18 protein-coding genes and 1 tRNA gene are annotated in these 22991 nt (G+C 63.3%); 8 read left to right on the top strand and 11 right to left on the bottom strand.

All coding sequences use genetic code 11. The features are described from left to right. Nucleotides 1-44 precede the first annotated feature (44 nt). A complete protein-coding gene (locus HNP00_RS01755) occupies nucleotides 45-317 on the bottom strand; it encodes a hypothetical protein (RefSeq protein WP_078108892.1) in 273 nt (90 codons plus the stop codon). A 39-nt stretch (nucleotides 318-356) separates the two neighbouring features. On the opposite strand from HNP00_RS01755, the gene HNP00_RS01760 reads away from it, so the two are divergent. Continuing rightward, the gene (locus HNP00_RS01760; protein ID WP_059389241.1) at nucleotides 357-590 is read left to right on the top strand and encodes a DUF5703 family protein; all 234 of its coding nucleotides are present in this window, start codon (nucleotides 357-359) and stop codon (nucleotides 588-590) included. Between the two features lie 61 nt (nucleotides 591-651). Here the strand turns inward: HNP00_RS01760 and HNP00_RS01765 are convergent, their stop codons facing one another. Continuing rightward, nucleotides 652-1812 carry an acyl-CoA dehydrogenase family protein gene (locus tag HNP00_RS01765; RefSeq protein ID WP_184735245.1) on the bottom strand — a complete coding sequence of 387 codons (1161 nt, stop codon included), beginning with the start codon at nucleotides 1810-1812 and terminating at the stop codon, nucleotides 652-654. 11 nt (nucleotides 1813-1823) lie between these two features. Beyond that, nucleotides 1824-3128 carry a M20/M25/M40 family metallo-hydrolase gene (locus HNP00_RS01770; protein ID WP_184735247.1) on the bottom strand — a complete coding sequence of 435 codons (1305 nt, stop codon included), beginning with the start codon at nucleotides 3126-3128 and terminating at the stop codon, nucleotides 1824-1826. Between the two features lie 277 nt (nucleotides 3129-3405). Between HNP00_RS01770 and HNP00_RS01775 the strand changes: the two genes are divergently transcribed. Next, nucleotides 3406-3488: transfer RNA gene (locus HNP00_RS01775), tRNA-Leu, on the top strand. Between the two features lie 218 nt (nucleotides 3489-3706). Here HNP00_RS01775 and HNP00_RS01780 read toward each other — a convergent pair. Genes HNP00_RS01780 through HNP00_RS01790 form a run of 3 tightly spaced genes read right to left on the bottom strand, consistent with a single transcriptional unit; the run spans nucleotide 3707 to nucleotide 7343 of the window. Further along, on the bottom strand, nucleotides 3707-4618 hold the full coding sequence (locus tag HNP00_RS01780) for a MaoC/PaaZ C-terminal domain-containing protein (protein ID WP_184735249.1): 912 nt from the start codon (nucleotides 4616-4618) through the stop codon (nucleotides 3707-3709). Further along, entirely contained in the window at nucleotides 4615-5967 is a 1353-nt protein-coding gene (locus tag HNP00_RS01785; protein WP_184735251.1) for a 3-oxoacyl-ACP reductase, read from the bottom strand. The genes HNP00_RS01780 and HNP00_RS01785 overlap by 4 nt, the downstream gene beginning before the upstream one ends. A gap of 5 nt (nucleotides 5968-5972) precedes the next feature. Further along, complete coding sequence (locus tag HNP00_RS01790; RefSeq protein WP_184735253.1) at nucleotides 5973-7343, bottom strand: acetyl-CoA C-acetyltransferase; 1371 nt, start codon at nucleotides 7341-7343, stop codon at nucleotides 5973-5975. 68 nt (nucleotides 7344-7411) lie between these two features. On the opposite strand from HNP00_RS01790, the gene HNP00_RS01795 reads away from it, so the two are divergent. Together HNP00_RS01795 and HNP00_RS01800 are read left to right on the top strand one after the other, a co-directional pair. Continuing rightward, a complete protein-coding gene (locus HNP00_RS01795; protein WP_395893771.1) occupies nucleotides 7412-8134 on the top strand; it encodes a TetR/AcrR family transcriptional regulator in 723 nt (240 codons plus the stop codon). Between the two features lie 35 nt (nucleotides 8135-8169). Further along, complete coding sequence (locus tag HNP00_RS01800) at nucleotides 8170-10272, top strand: acyl-CoA dehydrogenase (RefSeq protein WP_184735255.1); 2103 nt, start codon at nucleotides 8170-8172, stop codon at nucleotides 10270-10272. Between the two features lie 178 nt (nucleotides 10273-10450). Here HNP00_RS01800 and glgA read toward each other — a convergent pair whose 3' ends face one another. Next, nucleotides 10451-11650: a glycogen synthase gene (glgA, locus tag HNP00_RS01805; RefSeq protein ID WP_311770465.1), complete on the bottom strand. Its 1200-nt coding sequence runs from the start codon at nucleotides 11648-11650 to the stop codon at nucleotides 10451-10453. Nucleotides 11651-11754: 104 nt separating this feature from the next. On the opposite strand from glgA, the gene glgC reads away from it, so the two are divergent. Further along, on the top strand, nucleotides 11755-13137 hold the full coding sequence (gene glgC, locus HNP00_RS01810; protein WP_184735257.1) for a glucose-1-phosphate adenylyltransferase: 1383 nt from the start codon (nucleotides 11755-11757) through the stop codon (nucleotides 13135-13137). A 106-nt stretch (nucleotides 13138-13243) separates the two neighbouring features. Beyond that, nucleotides 13244-14695 carry an SDR family oxidoreductase gene (locus HNP00_RS01815; protein WP_184735259.1) on the top strand — a complete coding sequence of 484 codons (1452 nt, stop codon included), beginning with the start codon at nucleotides 13244-13246 and terminating at the stop codon, nucleotides 14693-14695. Between the two features lie 25 nt (nucleotides 14696-14720). Here the strand turns inward: HNP00_RS01815 and HNP00_RS01820 are convergent, their stop codons facing one another. From HNP00_RS01820 to HNP00_RS01830, 3 genes are all read right to left on the bottom strand, one after another. Beyond that, nucleotides 14721-15572, bottom strand: a complete 852-nt coding sequence (locus HNP00_RS01820) for a transglutaminase family protein (protein WP_184735261.1) — start codon at nucleotides 15570-15572, stop codon at nucleotides 14721-14723. Next, a complete protein-coding gene (locus HNP00_RS01825; RefSeq protein ID WP_078108851.1) occupies nucleotides 15569-16495 on the bottom strand; it encodes an alpha-E domain-containing protein in 927 nt (308 codons plus the stop codon). Before HNP00_RS01825 ends, HNP00_RS01820 begins: the two co-directional genes overlap by 4 nt. A gap of 73 nt (nucleotides 16496-16568) precedes the next feature. Continuing rightward, nucleotides 16569-18125, bottom strand: coding sequence for a circularly permuted type 2 ATP-grasp protein (locus tag HNP00_RS01830; protein ID WP_184735263.1), 1557 nt, complete (start codon nucleotides 18123-18125; stop codon nucleotides 16569-16571). A 112-nt stretch (nucleotides 18126-18237) separates the two neighbouring features. On the opposite strand from HNP00_RS01830, the gene HNP00_RS01835 reads away from it, so the two are divergent. Beyond that, complete coding sequence (locus HNP00_RS01835; RefSeq protein WP_184735265.1) at nucleotides 18238-19281, top strand: YeiH family protein; 1044 nt, start codon at nucleotides 18238-18240, stop codon at nucleotides 19279-19281. Between the two features lie 4 nt (nucleotides 19282-19285). Further along, nucleotides 19286-21889, top strand: coding sequence for an aminopeptidase N (gene pepN / locus HNP00_RS01840; RefSeq protein ID WP_184735267.1), 2604 nt, complete (start codon nucleotides 19286-19288; stop codon nucleotides 21887-21889). On the opposite strand, the gene HNP00_RS01845 is transcribed toward pepN, so the two are convergent. Then, entirely contained in the window at nucleotides 21886-22983 is a 1098-nt protein-coding gene (locus HNP00_RS01845; RefSeq protein WP_395893767.1) for a biotin/lipoate A/B protein ligase family protein, read from the bottom strand. The genes pepN and HNP00_RS01845 overlap by 4 nt on opposite strands. Nucleotides 22984-22991: the final 8 nt, after the last annotated feature.

Below are 22991 nucleotides of genomic sequence, written 5' to 3' on the forward strand. Positions count from 1 at the left end.
GACTTTACTGATCGGCATACTGGCCCGGCATTACTGATCCGGCATTACTGGTCGAGGATCTCCAGCTCATCCTCGTCGAGGAGCTCGTTGTTCTCCTCGTCGTCGTCTTCCTCATCGTCGTCAAACACCTGAAGGGGTGTGACTTCCGAGTAGGCCTCGTATAGTGAGTCCTCATATACCTCAAAGGCATCTGCGACGGCGAAAAACGCTGCCTCCACAGTGGGATCTCCTTCGCCCCGGCGGGCGGAAGCGGCAATCAGGTGCTCTTCCAAGGCGGCTGTCAATGACTGAAGCGCGACACGCGGATCGATGCTCATGACTTCACGTTAGCCCGAAAAAGACGAAAATGGAGAGGGATGAGAGAACAATTTCTGAGCAGTTCGGTAGAGCGTCAGCGGGACTACGCAAGGCAGTACGAGTATCTCGTACTGACTGTCAGCCCTGACGATTCCTTGCCCGAGGCGCGGCGTCGGCTCGTGGAGCACTCCGAATATGGCAAGTGGGAACTGGAGCGCAGCATCCTCTATATTGGCGGCGGACGCCGGTTTTGGCTGCGCCGCAGGGTACTCAACGTGCAGCGCACCGTCTAGCTGCGGGCCTCGTTTCCGGGGTCCACAGTCCATCCTTCGTGCGCTCCCGCCTTCGAGCAATTCAGCTTTCGAGCGGGCCGAGCCACGCATTAGCGACCGTGGTGTGCGCAGACTCGTCGTTGGAGGGATGGAATATCCCGGCCAGAACGTCGCGATACAACCGCTCAAGTTCGGAGCCACGAAAATAGCTGGACCCGCCGGAAACTCGGATTGCCACGTCCACCACGCTCCGGGCGTTCTCGGTTGCCCGCACCTTAAGTCCGACAAACTTCGGGAACCATTGGGCCCCATGGTCAACCAGGGCATCCACGTCACGGGCAACGGACGCCAGTTGCGGCTGGATGGAATCCATCGCCATGGCGGCATCGGCGATCCTCCAGCGGATGTCCGGGTCTTGGGAGAAGCTTCGGCCGCCGTACTTTGCCGAGGTCCGGCGCTTGGCGGCCTCGATAGCCAAGATAAATGCCCGCTCCCCGATGCCCGTGTACACCGCGGCGAGCAGCGTTTCGAAGCATGCGAAAATCGCGAAGATCAACGGATCCTGGTTTGGCCCCACCGGCAGTTTCCGGAAGATGCGCTTCGGTGGAACCACGGCATCCTGCAAGAGCGTGGTGTTCGATTGGCTGGCGCGCATGCCCAGGGTGTCCCAATCAGCCAGCGTCTGGTGACCCGGAGCATCACGTTGGATGAAGCCGAAGACCAGCTCTCCCGCTCCGTCCCGTGCGGCACCGTCCTTGCCAAAGATCCCGAGGCGGGTCCAGGCCGGTGACAGGCTCGTGAAGATTTTGCGCCCCGTGAAGCTGTACCCGCCGTCGTGCTGCGGTTCGGCCCTGGTCCCTGAGTCAAAGAGCATGGAGTCATTGCCTGCCTCGGAAATCCCGAAGGCAAAGACCTCGCCTTGGCCGGCCTCCTTGAGGACAAATTCGAGGGAGTTGTCCCCGCGGGCCGCCAGGACATGCGCGACGCCGGTCCAGACAAGGTGCATATTGACGGCCAACGCCGTGGCCGGGGCGGCCGTGGCGAGCCGGCGCTGCAGCGCAGCCGCAGCTTCGAGCCCGAGTCCCAGTCCGCCGTCGCGCTCTGGGACGAAGATCTTCAGGTACCCCGCCGCGGCAAGCTCTACAAGGTCCTCGTGGAAGAACGAGTTGTTCTGGTCGTATCCCGCGGCGCGGCCCCGAATACGATCCAGCAGCTCGTCTGGCAGGATTGCCTCGGGAATCAACCCATGCTCCTTTAGTAGTTGCTCAGCAGGGTATTGAGCACCCTGGATCCGAACTTGAGGGAATCGGCCGGGACGCGTTCGTCAACTCCGTGGAACATACCCGTGAAGTCGAGTTCCTCCGGGAGCATCAGCGGGGCGAAACCGTAGCCCGTGATGCCGATCTTGCTGAGCGACTTGTTGTCGGTGCCGCCGGACAGCGTGTACGGCAAGACCTTGGCTCCGGGGTCCTCTGAGTGGAGTGCATCGATCATGGCGTCTACCAGATTGCCGGCAAACGGTACCTCGAGTGACACGTCCTTGTTGACGTAGCTGACGTCCACGCCGTCGCCGGCAAGTTCTTTGACGGTTTCGAAGACCAAGTCCTGCTGGCCGGGGAGCGTGCGGCAATCCACCAATGCTTCTGCCGATTCGGGGATCACGTTGTGCTTGTAGCCCGAGCGCAACAGCGTGGGGTTGGACGTATTTTGCAAGGTGGCACCGACGAAGCGTGCAACAGTGCCGAGTTCCTTCAGCAGGATCTCGGGATTGTCCGGATCGAATTCGACGCCGGTGAGTTCGGTGACACCGTCCAGGAACTGTCGGGTGGTAGGGGTCAGCTCGACCGGCCATCGGTATTCACCGATGCGAGTGACCGCGCCCGCCAGACGGGTAATGGCGTTGTCCGTATTGATTTGCGAGCCGTGCCCGGCCCGGCCGTGGGCCACCAGCCGCAGCCACGAAAGGCCCTTCTCCGCGGTCTGGAGCAGGTAGGTACGCTGACCTCCGATGGTGGCCGAGAAGCCACCCACTTCCGAGATCGCTTCCGTAGCGCCGTCGAACAACTCACGTCGGTGTTCGACGGCGTAGCGCGCACCGTGGTTGCCTCCGGCCTCCTCGTCAGCGAAGAACGCAAAGATGATGTCTCGTTTGGGCTTGCGTCCCGTCCGCGCGAAGTCGCGCATGACGGAGAGAATCATGGCATCCATGTCCTTCATGTCCACGGCGCCGCGCCCCCAGATGAGGCCGTCTTTGAGTTCACCGCTGAAGGGATCCACGGACCACTGGTCCTTGAGCGCGGGAACCACGTCAAGGTGGCCGTGCACTACCAGGGCCCCGGCCGAGGGATCCTCCCCCGCCATGCGCGTCACGACGTTGGCCCGGCCCGGAGCGGATTCAAAGATTTCAGCGTCCAATCCCACTTCGCTAATCAGCGCCGCGGTGTATTCGGCTGCAGCGCGTTCGCCGGGACCAGAATCGTCACCGAAGTTCGAGGTGTCTATCCGGATGAGTTCCTGGCAAATCCGGACTACCTCGTCCTCGGGTCGGATATCAGTCATGGAACTCTCCTCGCTGGCTGGGATTCGTGTACTCCGGCGGCCGGGCGTCAAGGTGCGGACGCTCCCGCGCGCTTCCCCCAGCCTACCCACCGGCTGCCCGTTTGGCCGCGTGTTTTCCGGCGTTTTGACGCGGACTGACAGGAACTAATTGCCGGTCCCGGCACCGTGGCCGGCTCCGATTTTTTTATTTCCCAGAAACCGTGTTAGAGTTTTTCTCGCTGCTTCGGAGGAAAGAGAAGCGCCGAGAGGCGCAGAACGAAGGCTCCGAACACCACCTGCGCGGGTGGCGGAATGGCAGACGCGCTAGCTTGAGGTGCTAGTCCTCGAAAGGGGGTGGGGGTTCAAGTCCCCCTCCGCGCACAATTGCAAGGCCCGGAATCGCAATGATTCCGGGCCTTGTTTGTTTAATATGAATTTGCGTTTTCAGCGATCGATGCGGCATTCATCACATTTATTGAATTTCATTTCCGCGAATTCCCGCACGCCGGCGAACCGGACCCAAGAGACGACGACGGCGGTCACCCGCGTGGGTGACCGCCGTCGTCGTAGCCGCTTGCTGCAGCCGACTCCCCGACGCCCTACAGCGCCGTCACGGATCCGCTGAAGTGCCTCCTTCCGCTCCTGGGGTTCCAGGCGACATAGTCAGAAGCCTCCCAAGCCCCCGAGGCGAAGTGGAGCGTGCTGATTTCCAATGCCACCCGCGCCGGGAGGAACACGGGTGCCTCGAACTTCACGTCCCAACGGAACGCCTCCGATTTCACCGAACCAACGTCCGCCAAGGCACGGGAGGCAAGGTACATGCCGTGCGCGATTGACCGTGGCAAGCCAAGCGCCTTGGCCGAGAGCAGGCTCAGGTGGATCGGATTGAAGTCCCCGGACACCGCGGCGTACAGGCGACCCGTATCCACGCCGAGCTGCCAGACGGCCGTCAGCGCTGGAGGAGTGAACTCCCCCGGCGCGGCGGCCGTCGTCGCCTTATCGACTCCTGGCAAGAACACTCCCTTGGCCAGGTACGTCGAAACACCTCGCCAGAGCAAGGCCCCGTCGGCGCTTGAACGGACCTCGGCGACGACGTCCAGCTGGGTTCCCGCCCTGTGGCCGCGCATGTCCTCGGCCCAGGACCGGATGTCGAGCAGTTCGCCGAATTGGACCGCCTGCAACTGCTCCACATGGTTCTGCAGGTGGATCATTCCGAGCAGTGGAAGCGGGAAGTCGTCGCGGTTCAGCACGCTCATGGCCACCGGGAACGCGAGGGCGTGAATGAAGCCCGCAGGCAGCACGTCGCTGGCGCTCTCTCCGATCAGGTGCTGGTATGCGGTGAGGTTCCCGACGTCGGCTTGCACCCCCCGGACCTCATGGCTCCCTTGAGGGAGCACAGTGGCAGCCTGGAATCCCAACATCCTCCGACGCGCCGCAGTAGCAGCTGCGTTCACATACAACTTCGAGAGGGACGGCACGTCGCCCAGGATGAGCGGTTGTTCTGTACTCATGCACCCACCAGGTTCTGCCCGCACACCCTGAGCACTTCGCCCGAGATGCCGGCGGCCGCATCCGATGCCAGAAACGCGATGGCCTCTGCGACATCGCCCGGGCGGCCGCCCTGCTGGAGGGAATTGAGCCGTCGCGCCACCTCCCGCGTGGCAAAGGGGATCCGGGCAGTCATCTCGGTCTCGATGAACCCGGGGGCTACGGCGTTGATGGAGCCACCGTTTTCAGCCAGCAGGGGTGCAGTGGCTCGGACCATTCCGATCACTCCGCCCTTGGAAGCCGCGTAGTTGGTCTGCCCACGATTCCCCGCGATACCGCTCGTGGAAGCCACCGAGACAATCCTGGGGGCTTTACTGAACCGCCCAGACGCCAGGAGCGCCTCGTTGATTCGCAACTGCGAGCCGATGTTCACTCCTATGACCGAGTTCCAGCGACTTTCGTCCATGTTGGCCAGGAGCTTGTCCCGGGTAATACCGGCATTGTGGATGACGATATCGAGGCCGCCGTGACGTTCCATGGCGTGGGCGATGATCCGCTCGCCGGCGTGCTCCGCCGTGATGTCCAGCTGCAGGGCGGTCCCGTGCACTTCGTTGGCGACGGCCGCGAGGTGGTCCCCCGCGGCAGGGATGTCGACCACCACCAGCCGGGCGCCGTCGCGGTACAGGGTTCGCGCGATCGCCGCACCAATTCCCCGAGCGGCCCCGGTTACCACCGCTACTTTGCCAGCCAAGGGCCTGTCAGCGTCAGTGGGAAGCTGACCGACACCTGTGGTGACCGTCAGGAACTGCCCATCCACGAATGCGGACCGACCCGACAGGAAAAAGCGCAGCGCACCGAGTGTGCTGGGGCTGGTGGTGCCGACGCCGTCTCCGAGAAGTATGCCGTTGGCGGTAGCACCAGCCCTGAGTTCCTTGGCAAGCGAACGCAACAGCCCGTCGATGCCTTGGCGGCCCGCGGCAACCGCCGGGGTTTCCGCGGATGCCGAGGTGCGGGAGATCGTGACGACTCTTGCGCACGGGACCAAATCTCGGAGCGATTGCGCGGCCGTGAGAACGGGGCCGGCAAGGTCCTGGGGATGCTCGACGTCGTCGAGCACCAGGATGATCGCTCCTAGCTTTTCCTTGGGCAGGGCATTTCGCCTCACGTCCAGCCCCCAGCCGAGGAGCACAGCAGCCAGTTCATCGGCACCTGCTGCGTTCCCGTTCCCGCTCCCCAGCAAAAGTACCGGCCCTGGAACCAGCGGTTCTCCCGCTTTGTACCTCCGTAGCACTGCAGGTTGGGGCAGTCCGAGTTTTTTGGCCAGGTCCTTCCCGAACCCGTGGCTGACAAACAGCGTGTATTTGTCGGTCATGCCGGCTACCGCCCTTCGGGAGCGGAGTAGGCCTCGAGGATCGCGACGACGCCCTGTCCCCCGGCGGCGCAGATGGAAATGAGTCCACGAGCCGGACGTCCGTCCACCGGGCCGTTCTCCTGGAGCATCTTCGCCAGCGAGGCGACGATCCTTCCACCAGTGGCAGCGAAGGGATGGCCAGCGGCCAGGGAGGAGCCGTTGACGTTAAGCTTGGCGCGGTCGATCTTGCCGAGGGCCCCGTCCAATCCCAGGCGGGTGCGGCCGAATTCTTCGTCTTCCCACGCGGCAAGCGTACTCAAGACCGTGCCTGCGAAGGCTTCATGGATCTCGAAGAAGTCGAAGTCTTCGAAGGACAACCCATTGCGGGCGAGAAGCCGTGGTACGGCAAAGGCAGGCGCCATGAGCAAGCCATCCTTGCCATGGACGAAATCGACGGCGGCCGCCTCGCCGTCGACGACAACCGCGAGCTTGGGCAGGCCCCTGGCGTCGGCCCATTCCTCTGCACCCAGCAGCACTGTGGATGCACCGTCCGTAAGCGGGGTGGAGTTGCCGGCCGTCATGGTCGCCTCGGCTCCAAGGCTCTTGCCGAAGACAGGCTTGAGGGTGGCAAGCTTCTCCATGGACGTATCCGGCCGGAGGTTCGAATCGCGGCTGAGCCCGCGGTACGGAGTCACGAGGTCATCAAAGAAGCCACGTTCGTAGGCGGCGGCGAGGTTGTGGTGGCTGTTGAACGCGAGCTCGTCCTGGGCTTCGCGGCCGATCTTCCACTGGGCCGTGGTCAGGGCCTGGTGCTCACCCATGGACAGGCCGGTCCTCGGTTCCCCAGTGTTCGGAGCATCCGGGGCGAGGTCCTTGGGACGCAGCCGCGAGAGGACCTTGAGCCGCTCTGGGAGCGATTTGGCCCGATTGAGGTCGAGCAGGATTTCGCGAAGGCCCTCACTGACGGCAATGGGGGCATCGGACGCAGAGTCGACGCCGCCTGCGATGGCCGAATCGATTTGACCCAGCTTGATCTTGTTGGCGAGGCCAAGAACGGTCTCAAGGCCCGTGGCGCACGCCTGCTGGAGATCGTAAGCAGGCGTCTCTGGTGACAGGGCTGAGCCAAGCACCGCTTCGCGGGTCAGGTTGAAGTCGCGGGAGTGCTTGAGCACAGCTCCTGCCGCAACCTCACCGATCCGCTCCTCCTGGAGTCCGAAACGCGCGATCAACCCGTCCAGGGCCGCCGTCAACATGTCTTGGTTGGATGACTTGGTGTAAGCGCCGCCGGTCCGAGCAAAGGGGATCCTGTTGCCGCCAACCACTACGGCCTTGCGGAGTGTGCCCTGGCCTTCGGAGGTTTCCTGTGGTGCGCTCGCGGGCTGTGCTGCTGCAGGCATGTGTTTCTCCTTTTGATCACATCTGGTTACTGATACTCAGCGTACCTGATACGCTGAGTATCGTGAACATCCCCAGCCCAGCACTTTCTGCCGATCCCCCTGCCGGGACCGCCGCCCCGGCAGGCGGCGGGAGCCCCGCCGTCGACGGCCGCACCGCCCGCTGGCAAAGTCACCGTGAGGAACGCCGCCGCGAACTCATCAAAGCCGCGCGCAAAGCTGTCCATGCGCTGGGCAGCGATGCGTCCATGGAGGACATCGCCGCCGCCGCCAACACCTCCAAGTCCGTGTACTACCGGTACTTCGGGGACAAAGCCGGCTTGCAACAGGCAATGGGCGAAGTAGTGCTGGGACAAATGCAACGGCGGATGAAGGAAGCGGCGGAAAGCGCGCAGACTCCACGCGAAGGCTTGTTCGCCATGGTCTCCGCGTACTTGCAGATGGCGGAGTCCAGCCCCGCCGTCTACGCGTTCATCACCCGGCTCACGCACGGCGAGCCCTCGGCTCAGGACGCCATCGCCGCTTCCGGGGCCCTCGGTCACTTTTTCGAATCGATCAGCGCCATGATTGCCCGGCCCATGCGAGAACACCTGGGGGCGGAAAAGGAAGCACTCATTGACTACTGGCCCACGGCGGCAATCGGACTTGTCCGCAATGCAGGCGAAATGTGGCTGGGCAGCCCGGCTTCCTCGGCTAAACCCAATCAGGAAACCATGGCCTCCCGGATCACCGATTGGCTGTGCGTGGGAATAGCCCCTGAGCTCAAGTCCAACTCCGCAGAAAATAAGCAATGACACATCAGTTGTTCGGAACCAAAGAAGGAATCACCATGACTGAAGTAGTGGATCGCACCCCCTCCAGCACCCGGGAGCCCGCAGGAACCGCTGCAACCACACAGCCCGGAGCGCCCGTAGTTGATGTAGCGGCGCTCGGCGAACTGCTGCTGGGCAAGTGGGCCCACATCCGGCGCACGGCGCGCGACCTCGCCGGTCGCCCTGAGGTACACAAGATCGAAGGCCTGACGCATACCGAGCACCGCAAGCGTGTGTCCGGGCAGCTGAAGTACCTCGTCGACAACAACGCCGTGCACCGGGCTTTCCCCACCAGTTTGGGCGGTTCGGACGATCACGGTGGCAACATCGCAGGCTTCGAGGAACTCGTCACCGGCGATCCTTCATTGCAGATCAAGGCCGGCGTCCAGTGGGGGCTGTTTGGTTCCGCCGTCATGCACCTCGGCACCGAGGAACACCACAACAACTGGCTGCCGGGCATCATGAGCCTGGAGATCCCCGGTTGCTTCGCCATGACCGAAACCGGCCATGGTTCCGATGTCGCCAGTATCGCGACAACAGCCACCTACGACGAGGCCACACAGGAGTTCGTCATCAACACGCCGTTCCGTGCGGCGTGGAAGGACTACATCGGCAACGCGGCCGTAGACGGCCTGGCCGCCGTCGTGTTCGCCCAACTGGTGACCCGCAATGTGAACCATGGCGTCCACGCGTTCTACGTTCCCCTCAGGGACCCGGACACCAAAGAGTTCCTTCCCGGAATCGGGGGCGAGGACGACGGCGTCAAAGGCGGCCTCAACGGCATCGACAATGGCCGGCTTCACTTCAGCGATGTACGCATCCCCCGCACCAGCCTGCTCAACCGCTACGGCAACGTCTCCCCCGACGGCGAGTACACGTCCCCGATCGCCAGCCCGGGCCGGCGCTTCTTCACGATGCTCGGCACGCTGGTGCAGGGCCGTGTATCCCTCGACGGCGCCGCAGTCGCCGCGAGCAAGGTGGCCCTGACGACCGCCATCCGGTACGCCACCGAACGGCGTCAGTTCAACGCATCCTCTCCCACTGACGAGGAGGTCCTGCTGGACTACCAGCGCCACCAGCGCCGACTGTTCACCCGGCTTGCCACCACGTTTGCGGCAAGTTTCGCGCACGAACAGTTGCTCGAAAAATTCGACGACGTCTTCTCCGGCCGGCACGACACCGACGCGGACCGCCAAGACCTGGAGACCCTCGCAGCAGCGCTTAAACCCTTGAGCACCTGGCACGCTCTCGACACCCTCCAGGAATGCCGTGAGGCCTGCGGCGGCGCCGGATTCCTCATCGAAAACCGCTTCGCCTCGCTCCGCGCAGACCTGGATGTCTATGCCACCTTCGAGGGCGACAACACCGTGCTGCTCCAGCTCGTCGCGAAGCGCCTGCTGGCCGACTACGCCAAGGAGTTCCGCAATGTGGACTTCGGCGTACTGGCTCGTTTCGTAGCAGCCCAGGCAGCGGACGTCGCGATCAACCGCACCGGGCTCCGGCAGGTGGCACAGTTCGTGGCTGACACGGGATCCGTCCAGAAGGCAGCATTGGCCTTGCGTGACGAAGAAGGCCAGCGCACGCTGCTGACCGACCGGGTGCAATCGATGGTGGCGGAGGTCGGTTCGGCGCTCAAGGGTGCGAACAAGCTTCCACAGCACCAGGCCGCCGCCCTTTTCAACCAACACCAAGACGATCTGATCGACGCCGCGCAGGCACACGCCGAACTCTTGCAATGGGAAGCGTTCACGGAAGCCCTCGGCAAGATCAGCGATACCGGCACACTTCGCGTGCTGACATGGCTTCGCGATCTCTTTGGCCTCTCGCTCATCGAAAAGCACCTCTCTTGGTACCTCATGAACGGCCGCCTTTCCATGCAGCGCGGGCGCACAGTGGGTGCCTACATCAACCGGCTGCTCATCAAGATCCGTCCCCACGCGCTGGACCTGGTTGATTCCTTCGGCTACGGTCCGGAGCACCTGCGGGCGGCCATCGCGTCCGGAGCCGAGAAGGAGCGTCAGGACGAAGCCCGTAGCTATTTCCAGGCACAACGAGCCAGTGGCAACGCTCCAGCCGAGGAGAAGACCCTGCTTGCATTGAAGGGAAGGAAGTCCGGCTAGCATCCCGCCGTGACCGGCCGGTGAACATTTGAGGAATCCTCCTTAACGACGACGGCGCCGCACCCCTCAGCGGGAGCGTGGCGCCGACGTCGTTCTTCCCAAGTGACTCGCAGTTGGTGTCGTTCTGGGGGCCCAAAACGACACTTACTGCGAGTCAGTTGGGCTCGTGAGTTAGAGGTTAGGGGGCGATGACCGAACGGTACACCTCAAGGGTAGTTTCGGTGATCGACTCCCAGGAGAAATGCTGTTCCGCCCGGACGCGGCCGGCGGCACCCATAACCTTGGCGCGCGCAGGATCGGACACGACCTCATTGAGGGCCGCGGCAAAATCGGCGACAAACTTCTCGGGATCGAGCGGGGTTCCGGTACCGTCCGTTACCTGCTCTAGCTCCACGAGGAGTCCGGTTTCGCCGTGCTGAACAACCTCGGGGATACCGCCCGTGGCACTAGCAACCACGGCCGCACCGCACGCCATGGCTTCGAGGTTGACGATGCCGAGAGGCTCGTAGATCGACGGGCAGGCAAATGCCGTGGCATGGCTGAGGACCTGGATGAGCTCGTGGCGCGGAAGCATGCGCTCGATCAGCAGCACACCCTCTCGCTTGCTCTGCAGCTCCTCGATAAGCCTGGCCGTTTCTGCGGCGAGTTCGGGCGTATCCGCGGCTCCCAAGCACAACACAAGTTGCACACCCTCCGGCAAGCTGGCAGCGGCCCTCAGGAGGTACGGAACACCCTTTTGGCGCGTGTTGCGCCCAACAAAGACCACACTGGGCTTGTCGGGGTCGATGCCAAGGGCACGAATTGCGTCCTCGCCCTCGTCGGGCTGCCACATATCGACGTCGATGCCATTGTGGACCACACGGACCTTGGCGGGGTCAACGTCGGGGTAGCTGCGCAGGATGTCCTGCCGCATGCCGTCCGAGACCGCGATGATGGCTGCTGCGGCCTCGTAGGCTGTCTTTTCAACCCAAGAGGACAGGGCGTAGCCCCCGCCCAACTGCTCCGCTTTCCACGGCCGCAGCGGCTCCAGGCTGTGGGCACTGAGCACATGGGGTATTCCATGCAACAGCGACGCCAGGTGGCCGGCCATGTTGGCGTACCAGGTATGGGAATGGACCAGGTCCGCTCCGGCGATGTCCGGCACGATGCGCAAATCCACCCCGAGGGTCTGCAGGGCGGCATTGGCCGTACCCAGATCCTCCGGCGTGGAATACGACGTCACCTTTGCACCGTGGAAATCCGCATCACGTGGCGCGCCGAAGGCGCGCACCTGCAGATCCACATGTTTTGCCAGGACGCGGCTGAGCTCGGCAACATGCACGCCGGCCCCTCCATAGATTTCGGGTGGAAACTCTTTAGTCACAATGTCTACGCGCACGCTACCTAACGTAGTCCTTCCGGAGTATGTGTTCTAGTGTGAAAGGGTCCGGCAACCCGGGCTTTTTTCGGGGGCTACAAAGACGTACAGGGAGAGCAAACACCATGGCGTTGAAGAAAGTATTGTCAATTGTGTTGGCTGGCGGCGAAGGAAACCGCCTTATGCCATTGACGGCAGACAGGGCCAAACCTGCCGTGCCGTTTGCGGGAGGCTATCGTTTGATCGATTTCGCTCTCTCGAATCTGGTCAATTCCGGGTACCTGCAGATCGTGGTGTTGACCCAATACAAGTCGCACAGTCTTGACCGCCACATTTCCGAGACCTGGAGGATGTCCACCCAGCTGGGCAGGTACGTTGCCTCGGTACCCGCCCAGCAGCGCGTGGGCAAGAGCTGGTTCCTCGGCAGCGCGAATGCCATTTACCAGTCCCTGAACCTGATTCACGACGCCAACCCGGACATCGTGGTGGTGGTCGGAGCGGACCACGTCTACCGCATGGACTTCCAGCAAATGGTCCAACAGCACGTGGCCAGTGGAGCCAAGGCCACAGTTGCGGCAGTCCGCCAGCCGCTGAACATGGCCAACCAGTTTGGCGTGATCGAGGTCGACAAAAACGATCCCCAGAAGATTTCGGCGTTCGTGGAAAAGCCTGCGGAAACAGAGGGCCTTGCCGCCGACCCCACGCAGTTCCTTGCCTCCATGGGCAACTATGTCTTTGACGCCGACGCCTTGGTGGAAGCGCTTCGCATCGATGCTGAGCGCCTGGACACCAAACACGACATGGGCGGCGACATCATCCCTTACTTCGTCTCCCAGGGTGAGGCCGGCGTCTACGACTTCACGCTCAACGACATTCCCGGATCCACCGACCGCGACCGCACCTACTGGCGCGACGTTGGAACCATCGATTCCTTCTACGACGCCCACATGGACCTGATTTCACCCGTGCCGATCTTCAACCTGTACAACTCGGAATGGCCCATTTACACCAGGCAGAGCATCTCACCGCCGGCCAAGTTTGTCCGGGGCGACAACAACACCGTCGGCACGGCGCTGGACTCTATCGTGGCGAGTGGCTCGGTGATCTCCGGCGGAATCGTGGAGGGCTCCGTCCTCTCCAACGACGTCTACGTTGGACCGGCCACCAGGATCCAGGACTCGGTGCTGATGGACAAGGTGCGCATCGGTGAAGGCGCCGTGGTCAAGCGAGCCATCATCGACAAGAACGTGAAAGTACCTGCCGGGGCGGCCATTGGCTTGGACGCCGATCTCGACCGCGCCCGCGGCTTCAAGGTCACCGAATCCGGAATCACCGTACTCGCCAAGGGTCAGGTGGTACCGGAGCCTGACGCTTCCGAGCTCGCCTTGGCCGCCGAGCACCGCCGGTCGGTGCCGAAGGCGATCAAAGCTGCCACGGAGAAGTTCCCCGACATCAGGGACTCCGCGGAGCAGGTTACGAAAATCCAGGCTTCCTCGGTAGAAGTCTGACCGGAACCCTGAACCAGAGCAGCCCCCGGCCTCCCGGGCGACAGCAGGCATCCAGCCTCAGTCGCCGGGGAGGCTTTGCTGTCCCTGAGCCTGTAAAATTGAGCCAATGAGCCCCGCCGATTTGACGCCTGAAGAGATCCAGGCCTGCCTCAAGGTCTTGAATACCATCCACGCCTACGACGAGGAGCACCCGGACTACGTCGCCATCCGTCGTGCCACGGGAAAGATGTTCAAGGCCGTCAAGCGCCATCGCCGGGTCACCAAACGGGACGAGATCGCGGAAGCCGACCGCGCTGTCATCGCACTGACCGCCACCGCAGCCCCGGACAGGATCGACGACGAGACCCGCGGCAACAAGCTGGCTACCTCGGCCACCGGCGAAATCGCCGGCCACCTCATCCGGTCCCGGCCCTGCTACATCTGTAAGCAGCACTACACGCAAGTAGACGCGTTCTACCATCAGTTGTGCCCGGAATGTGCCGCCTTCAGCCACAGTAAGCGCGATGCCCGCACGGACCTCAGCGGCCGCCGTGCCCTCCTCACGGGTGGGCGCGCCAAGATCGGCATGTACATCGCCCTGCGCCTGCTCCGCGATGGCGCACACACCACCATTACCACTCGCTTCCCCAAGGACGCGGCGCGCCGCTTTGCCGCCATGGAGGACAGTGCGGACTGGTTGCACCGGCTCAGGATTGTGGGCATCGACCTCCGGGACCCTTCGCAGGTCATGGCCCTCACGGACTCCCTCAACGAAGCCGGCCCTCTCGACATCATCATCAACAACGCCGCCCAAACAGTCCGGCGGTCCGGGAATGCGTACAAGCCGCTGGTGGATGCCGAGGACGAGCCACTGCCGGAAGCCTTGCAAGCAGCCAATGGCGGTCCGGAGCTGGTCACGTTTGGCCACGCGCACGACAAGCATCCCCTGGCCATCACCCAGAGCGTCACCGAACATCCCGTGCTCGCCGGTGATGCGATTACCTCGCTCGCATTGTCCACGGGGTCCGCATCGCTGGAGCGAATCGCTACGGGCACCGCGATCGACGCCGGCGGCTTGGTTCCCGACCTTGCGACCATCAACAGCTGGACCCAAGTGGTAGACGAAGTCGATCCCTTGGAGATGCTCGAGGTTCAACTCTGCAACGTGACGGCGCCTTTCCTCCTGGTCAGCAGGCTCCGCGGGGCGATGAAGCGCTCCACCGCCCACCGCAAGTACATCGTGAACGTCTCGGCCATGGAGGGGCAGTTCTCCCGCGCATACAAGGGCCCCGGGCACCCGCACACCAACATGGCGAAGGCTGCGTTGAACATGATGACCCGAACTAGCGCACAGGAGATGCTGGACAGTGACGGGATCCTGATGACCGCCGTCGACACCGGGTGGATCACGGACGAACGCCCGCATTACACCAAAGTCCGTCTCATGGAGGAAGGCTTCCACGCACCCCTTGATCTGGTGGATGGAGCGGCTCGTGTCTACGATCCCATCGTCATGGGCGAAAACGGCGAAGACCAGTACGGAGTCTTCCTGAAGGACTACAAGCCCTCCCCCTGGTAAATCCAGAGGGAGGGCCGCGGGCCGGCTAGGTGAGTCGCGTGATCTCGACAGTCACGGTCAGGCCTGAGCCGCCGCCGCCGGACAGGATGCCCTTAAGGGGAGGAACATCCCGGTAGTCGCGGCCCCGCGCCACGGTGACGTGGAAATCTCCGGCAGGCTTGTGGTTGGTGGGGTCCCAGCTACGCCATTCGCCGTCCCACCATTCCAACCAAGCATGGGATTGGCCAGCCACCGTTTCGCCGATCTCTGCGGTGGGACGCGGATGGATGTAGCCGGACACGTACCTCGCGGGAATGCCGCAGCTGCGAAGCGATCCGATGGCCAAATGGGCGAGATCCTGGCAGACTCCTTGGCGCTGATTCCAGGCCTCTTCGGCATTCGTGGTGACGCCCGTGGTGCCTTTCACGTAGCTCATTTCGCCGCGCATCCATTCGAAGATAGCCATGGCCGTCTCGTGCGGGTTCTTGTCGGTGACGACTGTAGGAATGATCCCTAAGACTTCGTCACCGGGTCCGCTGAGCTGCGATTGCGGCAGCCAGTCACTGAACTGGTCCCGGATCTCGTCCGAGCCCATCTCATCCCAGCCAACAATCTCCTCGTCCAGGGCCACTCGCTCCACCCGATGGACTTCCACAGTGGCGGTGGCCACGACTTCGAGGCGCTCGTGTGGCATTTGCATGTCGAAGGCTGTCACGCGGGTGCCCCAATAATCACGGTAGGTGCTCACGGCAGCTTGCGACGGCGTGATCTTCAGTGAGGATTCAAGGACCACCTGTTGCGGATCGGTCAACGGCGTCATGCGCGCCTCGTTGTATGACAGAGTCACGCGGCGGTTGTACTTGTAAGCCGTCTTGTGGACGATGCTCAGCCGGGTCATGAAACTTCTCCCACCCAGGCAAGTTCATCCGCCTGATTGAAGTACTTACGGGAAATCGCGTCAGAGGCCTGCGTTACGGCCTTCTGCACCCGGTCCATGTGTTCGGGCAGCTCGGACATGAGGTCGTCCGTGCGGTGGAACTCAAGGAAAGTGCGGGCCTGGCCAACGATCCGGCGGGCGTCATTGATGAAGCCCACCCGCTGCGCGGAGGGATCCAACTTGGCAAGGCACTCGTCGGCGTCGCGCAGGGCAAAGACGATGGAGCGCGGGAACAAACGGTCCAACAGGAGGAACTCGGCAGCGTGCTGGTCCCCGAAGGCCGCACGGCGCGTCCGCAGGAATGACTCGTAGGCACCAGCGCAGCGCAGCATGTTCACCCAGGACATTCCTGCGGAGAGGACATCCCGCGTGGACAGCATGCGTGCGGTCATGTCGGCACGTTCGAGCGAACGGCCCAGGACGAGGAAGAGCCAACTTTCGTCGTGGCTCACCGTAGTGTCCGCGAGGCCCCTGACCATGGCGGTGCGTTCCAGCACCCAGTTGCAGAAACGGTACGTACCCACGACGTCTTTACGGTGCTGGTTCAGCCCGTAGTACGTGGTGTTGAGGCTCTCCCACAATGAAGATGACACCGTCTCGCGTGCCCGCCGCGCATTCTCACGCGCAGCCCCCAAGGAACCGGCAATGGACGTGGCACTCGTCTTGTCATAGGCGAGGGCGTGAAGCAGCTCCGGCAAGCCGAATTCCTCACTCTGCGGCCTGGCTCCCATGACAGCAAGGAGTTCCCTCGCCACGCTGCGTTGCTCCTCGAGCGGCAGGTGGTTCAGGCGTTCGAGGTGGACGTCCAGGATTCTGGCCGTCCCGTCGGCCCGCTCCACATAACGGCCGATCCAGAAAAGGGATTCAGCAATACGGCTCAGCATGGGGCTGTGCCTCCTTCGGGTCCTGCGTTGCGTCGATGAATGTCATCCGGTCCGTGCACCATGGCGGGCCGGGTCACTGTTGCTGGTCCGATTGGCGGTCCCGCCAGTTGCTTTCGACGGGCCAGACCGAGACCTGTTCACGGACCGTGATGGCGGACCGGGGCAGCTCGACGGCGGGCAGCTGCGGGGAGTCCGAGAGAACCCAGGTGTCCTTGGAGCCACCGCCTTGGGAAGAGTTCACGATCAGCGAACCTTCTTTCAAGGCCACCCGGGTCAGCCCGCCGGGCAGCACCCAGACGTCGTCGCCGTCGTTGACCGCGAACGGACGCAAGTCCACGTGCCGGGGGCCGAAGCGGTCTCCCGAGAGGGTGGGCACGGTAGAAAGCTGCAACACAGGCTGGGCGATCCAGCCGCGCGGATCCGCCAACACGCGCTTCCGCAAAGCATCCAGCTCGTCCCGTGAAGCATCCGGGCCGATCACCAGGCCCTTGCCTCCGGACCCGTCCACCGGCTTGACCACGAGTTCCTCGAGCCGGTCGAGGACCTGCTCGCGTGCTTCTTTCTCTTCCAGCCGGAAGGTCTCCACATTGGCGATCACCGGCTCTTCGTGGAGGTAGTACCGAATCAGGTCTGGCACATAGGAATAGACCAGCTTGTCATCAGCCACCCCGTTCCCTACGGCGTTCGCGATCGTCACCCCGCCTGCCCGGGCCGCGTTCACTAGTCCAGGACACCCCAGCATGGAATCGGAGCGGAACTGCAAGGGATCCAGGAACTCGTCGTCGATGCGCTTGTAAATCACGTCCACGCGCTGCTCACCGGCGGTGGTGCGCATGTATACCCGGTTTCCGCGGCAGATCAGGTCCCTGCCCTCGACCAGTTCAACACCCATCAACCCGGCCAACAGGGTGTGCTCGAAATAGGCGCTGTTGAACACCCCGGGGGTCAACACCACCACCGTGGGGTCATCCACCCCCGAGGGCGCCGTCTTGCGCAATGCCGACAGCAAGCGGCGCGGGTATTCCTCGACCGGACGGATGTGCTGCTGCCCGAACGCCTCCGGCAAACCCTTTGCCATCGCCCGCCGGTTCTCCAACACGTAGGACACCCCGGAAGGCACACGCACGTTGTCCTCGAGCACCCGGAACGTGCCGGCCGCATCACGGACCACGTCGATACCGGACACGTGTACGCGCACGCCACCGGCCGGCTCGAATCCATGCACTGCCCGGTGGAAATGCGCACTCGTGGTCACCAACGCCCGCGGCACTACACCGTCCGCGACCACCGCCATCCGCCCGTAGACATCGTCCAGGAAAGCTTCCAACGCACGCACGCGCTGTTTGACCCCCCGTTCAAGAACATCCCACTCGTCAGCCGGAATCACCCTCGGAACGATATCCAGCGGGAAGGGTCTCTCCTCGCCCGCATAATCGAAGGTCACGCCACGGTCCAAGAAGGTCCGCGCCATCGACTCGGCACGCGCGCTCACATCGGCAAGCGAAAGCTCGCGGAGTGCGCCGTCGACTTGGCCGTAGGATTTTCGGGCAACGGTGCCTGGGGCGAACATTTCGTCGTAGGCGCCGGAACGGGCGGCGGCCTCGGAGTAATCCCGGAATAGCTCTGACATGGGACTCAGACAATCACCTTTTCGATTACGAACGCATTTCGCGCTCTGCATGTTGCGACACCAAGCGTGCACCGGTTCGCATTTCACCGCTTGCATGCATCAAGGTTGACGAATGCACCCCAAGCGTTTTCCGGCATCCGTCTCCCGATCCGGAGCCGGGATTGTCATGGCAGTGGCAGCAACTGGACTTGCGTTCATTGTCCATGCCCTGCTTCCCCCTATCCCTGCCATGACAGCGGCTGTAGCGCTGGGTTTGTTAGCTGCAAATATACCGGGCACGGCGGCATGGGCCGCCGGACGCGCCCGTCCGGGCCTGGACTTCGCCGGCAAGCACCACATGCGGGCAGGCATCGTCCTGTTGGGCTTGAAGGTGAGCGTTGTCGATGTTCTTGACCTTGGCTGGTTTGCGCTTGTCCTGATTGCCGCCGTCGTGCTGCTGAGTTTCGCCGGCACGTATGGGCTCGCCCGGTTGGTGAAGCTTCCCCGGGAGGGTGCCCTGCTGATTGCAACGGGCTTCTCTATCTGCGGCGCCTCGGCAATCGGAGCCATGTCCGCGGTGCGCCGCATCAAGCACCAGGACACGGTCTTGCCCGTTGCCTTGGTGACGCTGTGCGGTACGCTCGCCATCGGCGTCCTGCCCCTGCTCATGCACCCTTTGGGGTTGAGCCAGGAACAATTCGGCGCATGGACCGGCGCCTCCGTCCACGACGTCGGTCAAGTAGTCGCGACGGCACAAACGGCCGGTCCGGCGGCGCTGGCGATCGCCGTCGTCGTTAAACTCACCAGGGTGATCCTTCTGGCTCCCATCGTTGCGGGGGCTGGCCTGACGCAACGGTGGTCGATGCGGCGGAAGTCTCGCAACGGCGGTGAGGCGAACGACGACGGCGGCAAGTTTCCGCCGATCGTTCCCCTCTTCGTCCTCGGGTTCATTGCCATGGTGGCCGCCCGCTCGCTGGGCTGGCTCAGTCCCGGACTCCTGGAAGCCGCGGGAGGAATCCAGGACATACTGCTCGCCTCCGCTTTATTCGGGCTAGGCTCAGCGGTGCGCGTCCGCACGCTGTTGCACACCGGGGGCCGCGCCGTGCTGGTTGCCCTGGGCTCCTGGTTCCTCATCGCGTTGCTGGGCCTGGGCGCCGTCTGGCTCATGATTAGATAGCTGAGTGTCGAATCACAATCTGGCGCGCGCCGAGGCCGCTACCCGTTCCGCCCTGATCAGCACCCACAGCTACGACGTCTCCCTCGACGTCCGCGAGGCAGCGGATCCCGGCGTGCCGGGGTACACGAGCCGTAGCGTCATCAACTTTTCCGCCGAGCCCGGGTCCTCCACGTTCTTGGATTTCATCCACGGCGGAGTCCACAGCATCTTCCTCAACGGAAAAGGCCTCGACGTCGCCGAAGTAGTAGACGAAGACAGGATCCGGCTGGAGAATCTCCAGGCCGAAAACCAGGTCACGGTCACTGGAACCGCCCTCTACAGCCGTTCCGGAGAGGGCATGCACCGTTTCGTCGATCCCGCCGACGGAGAGTGCTACCTCTACACGCAATACGAACCGGCGGATGCCCGACGCGTGTTCGCGAATTTCGAGCAGCCGGACCTGAAAGCCGAATTCACTTTCCATGTCATGGCCCCTTCCGGCTGGCAGGTGGCCTCCAACGGCGCCGAGATCGCTCGGACGCAGCTGACCACCGATCCGGCCACGAGCCGCTGGGACTTCGCCACCACCAAACGGATGTCCACCTACATCACCACCGTGTTGGCCGGTCCCTACTTCCAGGCCACGGACCACTGGAGCAAGACGCTCGACGACGGAAGCAGCCTTGAGGTGCCACTGGCGCTTTATTGCCGCGCATCCATGCAAGAGTCCTTCGATGCCGCTGAACTCTTCCGGTTGACGAAAAACGGCCTGGACTTCTTCAACGAGCTCTTCGATTATCCGTATCCCTGGGGCAAGTACGACCAGGCGTTCGTGCCCGAGTACAACCTTGGTGCCATGGAGAATCCCGGACTGGTCACATTCACGGAGAAGTACGTCTTCACCTCGCGGGCGACGGATGCCCAGTACCAAGCCCGCGCCAACACCCTCATGCACGAGATGGCCCACATGTGGTTCGGCGACCTCGTGACCATGACCTGGTGGGACGATCTTTGGCTCAAGGAATCCTTCGCCGACTACATGGGCACCCTCGGCGTGGACAGGGCCACGGACTGGGACAGCGCGTGGGTGAATTTCGCGAACAAGCGCAAATCCTGGGCATACCTGCAGGACCAGTTGCCCACGACGCACCCCATTGTCGCGGACATCCCCGACCTGGAGGCTGCCAAGCAGAACTTCGACGGCATCACCTATGCCAAGGGTGCATCCGTCCTCAAGCAATTGGTTGCCTACGTCGGCTTCGAAGCGTTCATTGACGGTTCGCGACGCTACTTCAGGGATCACGAGTACCGCAACACCACCCTGACCGATCTGCTCGAAGCCCTTGGCGCAGCATCGGGCCGGGACCTTGGAGCTTGGGCCCGCCAGTGGTTGCAGACTTCGGGGATTTCGACCATGACAGCTGAGATCACCGGGGCCAGCGATGTCATGGAGGCAGTCAGCCTCCGCCAGGAATCCGTAGACCCCATCACCGGCAGCCAGGAACACCGCCCCCACCGGCTCCGGATCGGTCTCTACGACTTCGACGACAGCGGCGAGTTGCTCCGCACCGAGGTCATCGAAACCGACGTCGACGGCGCCGAGACCACCGTGGAGGAACTGGCGGGCAGGCGGCGTCCGGCCCTTCTCCTCGTCAACGACGAAGACCTCAGCTATGCGAAGGTCCGCCTGGATACGGCGTCTGAGGCAACAGTGCGTTCCGCCTTGGACCGACTCAGTGATCCCATGGCCCGGGCCTTGTGCTGGACAGCCCTCTGGGATTCAGCCCGCGACGCCGTCACGCCGGCGGCGTTGTACGTCGCCGCCGGCGAGCGCTTCGCCCCCGCCGAATCGGGAATCGGCGTGCTGCTGAACGTTTTGGGTAACGCAGTGACCGCCGTCGAACGCTACGTCCCGGCCACGGATCGCGATGCGGTCCGCGGGAGCCTCCTGGAAACCAGCGCTTTGCAGTTGCGTTCGTGCGGTCCAGGTTCGGACCAGCAACTTGCCTGGGCCAGGACTCTCGCCGAGTTGTCCCGCCATGATGGCTCCTACGTTGAGTTCCTCCGGGGCGTCCTTTCGGGGAGCCTCACGGTGGACGGCCTGACGGTGGACTCGGATCTGCGGTGGAGCCTGTGGCAAGCCCTCGCAGCCAATGGAGCGGCCGAGCTGCCGGAACTGGATACCGAACTTGCCAAGGACCGCACCGCAGCCGGACAGGAAGGCCATGCACTGGCCGCTGCTGCCCGCCCCGATGCCGCAGTCAAGACAGCCGCGTGGGATGCCGCAGTCAACAACACGACCCTCTCAAACGAGATTCTGAGCGCGACGATCGCAGGTTTCTCCATAGCGCCGTCCGGACTCCTGGATGGGTTCACGGAGCCGTACTTCGACTGCTTGGAAAGCGTCTGGGAGTCCAGGAGCATCGAGATCGCCGGCCGGATTGTGCGGGGTCTTTTCCCTTCGGCCCAGGACCTCGCCCCGGGCATGGCTCCGGCGGAACATCCGGTGCTCCGGCGTACCGACGATTGGCTTGCGAACCACCCGGCAGCCCCGCGGGCCCTCCGGCGCATCGTCCTTGAGCAGCGGAGCCATTTGTTCCGCGCCTTGACCGCCCAAGCCGCGGGTTAGGGAACGCGGTGCAGCCATTCCTCGGTACCGAACTTTGACTGCGCCCGCTCCCGGGCCGTTGCCAATTCGGCGTCGGTGATGCGGGACTCCGTGGCTCCGTAGCGTTCGGCGAAGACTTCCTGCATGGCCTTGATGATCTCGGTCCGCGCCAAGCCGGTTTGCCGGCGGAGCGGATCCACACGCTTCTTGGCACTGCGGGTGCCCTTGTCGGAGAGTTTTTCCTTGCCGATGCGCAAGACTTCTACCATCTTGTCGGCGTCGATGTCGTAGCTCATGGTGACGTGGTGCAGCATGCCGCCGTTGGCGAGGCGTTTCTGCGCGGCGCCTCCGATCTTGCCTTGCTCGGTGGCGATGTCATTGAGCGGGACGTAGAAAGCGGTAATGCCCAGTTTTTCCAGCGCGGCCATGACCCACGCGTCCAGGAAGGCATATGAGTCCGCAAAGCTGATGCCATCCACGAGGCTCTGCGGCACGTAGAGCGAATACGTGATGCAGTTACCTGCCTCCATGAACATGGCTCCCCCACCGCTGATGCGGCGGACCACCGTGATGCCGTGGCGAGCGACGCCGTCGGGATCTACCTCGTTGCGGTAAGACTGGAAGCTGCCGATCACCACTGACGGCTCCTCCCAGTCCCAAAAGCGCAGGGTTGGGTTGCGGAGCCCGGCCCCGACCTGCTCTGTGAGGACCTCGTCCAAGGCTACGTTCAGGTGCGTGGGAAGGACCGATGGCGGGATGACCTCCCATTGGTGGTCTGCCCAGCCGGTGGCCTTGGACAGTGCCCTGCGGACCGCAACGGCAACGGCGTCGGCCGAAAAGCCGAACAGGACGGCATCGGAAGGCAACGCCGCGGTGACGGCAGCGGATATCTCGGCCGGCGTCGAGCTCTCCGCGAGGCCAGTGAGTGCCTGGTTGATGTCCAGCAGGGCCTCGTCCGGTTCGAGGAAGAAGTCGCCGCTGAGCGAGACGCGCGCGAACTGCCCGTCCACCACGTCGAGGTCAACCACCACCAGCTTTCCGCCGGGGACCTTGTACTCGCCATGGAGCAGGGGGTCGTGGTGTTGGAATGCCGCGCTGGAAGTCATGGTGTCCATCCTGCCGG

It is taken from the genome of Arthrobacter sp. AZCC_0090, assembly GCF_014207375.1.
Classification (GTDB): Bacteria; Actinomycetota; Actinomycetes; order Actinomycetales; family Micrococcaceae; genus Arthrobacter.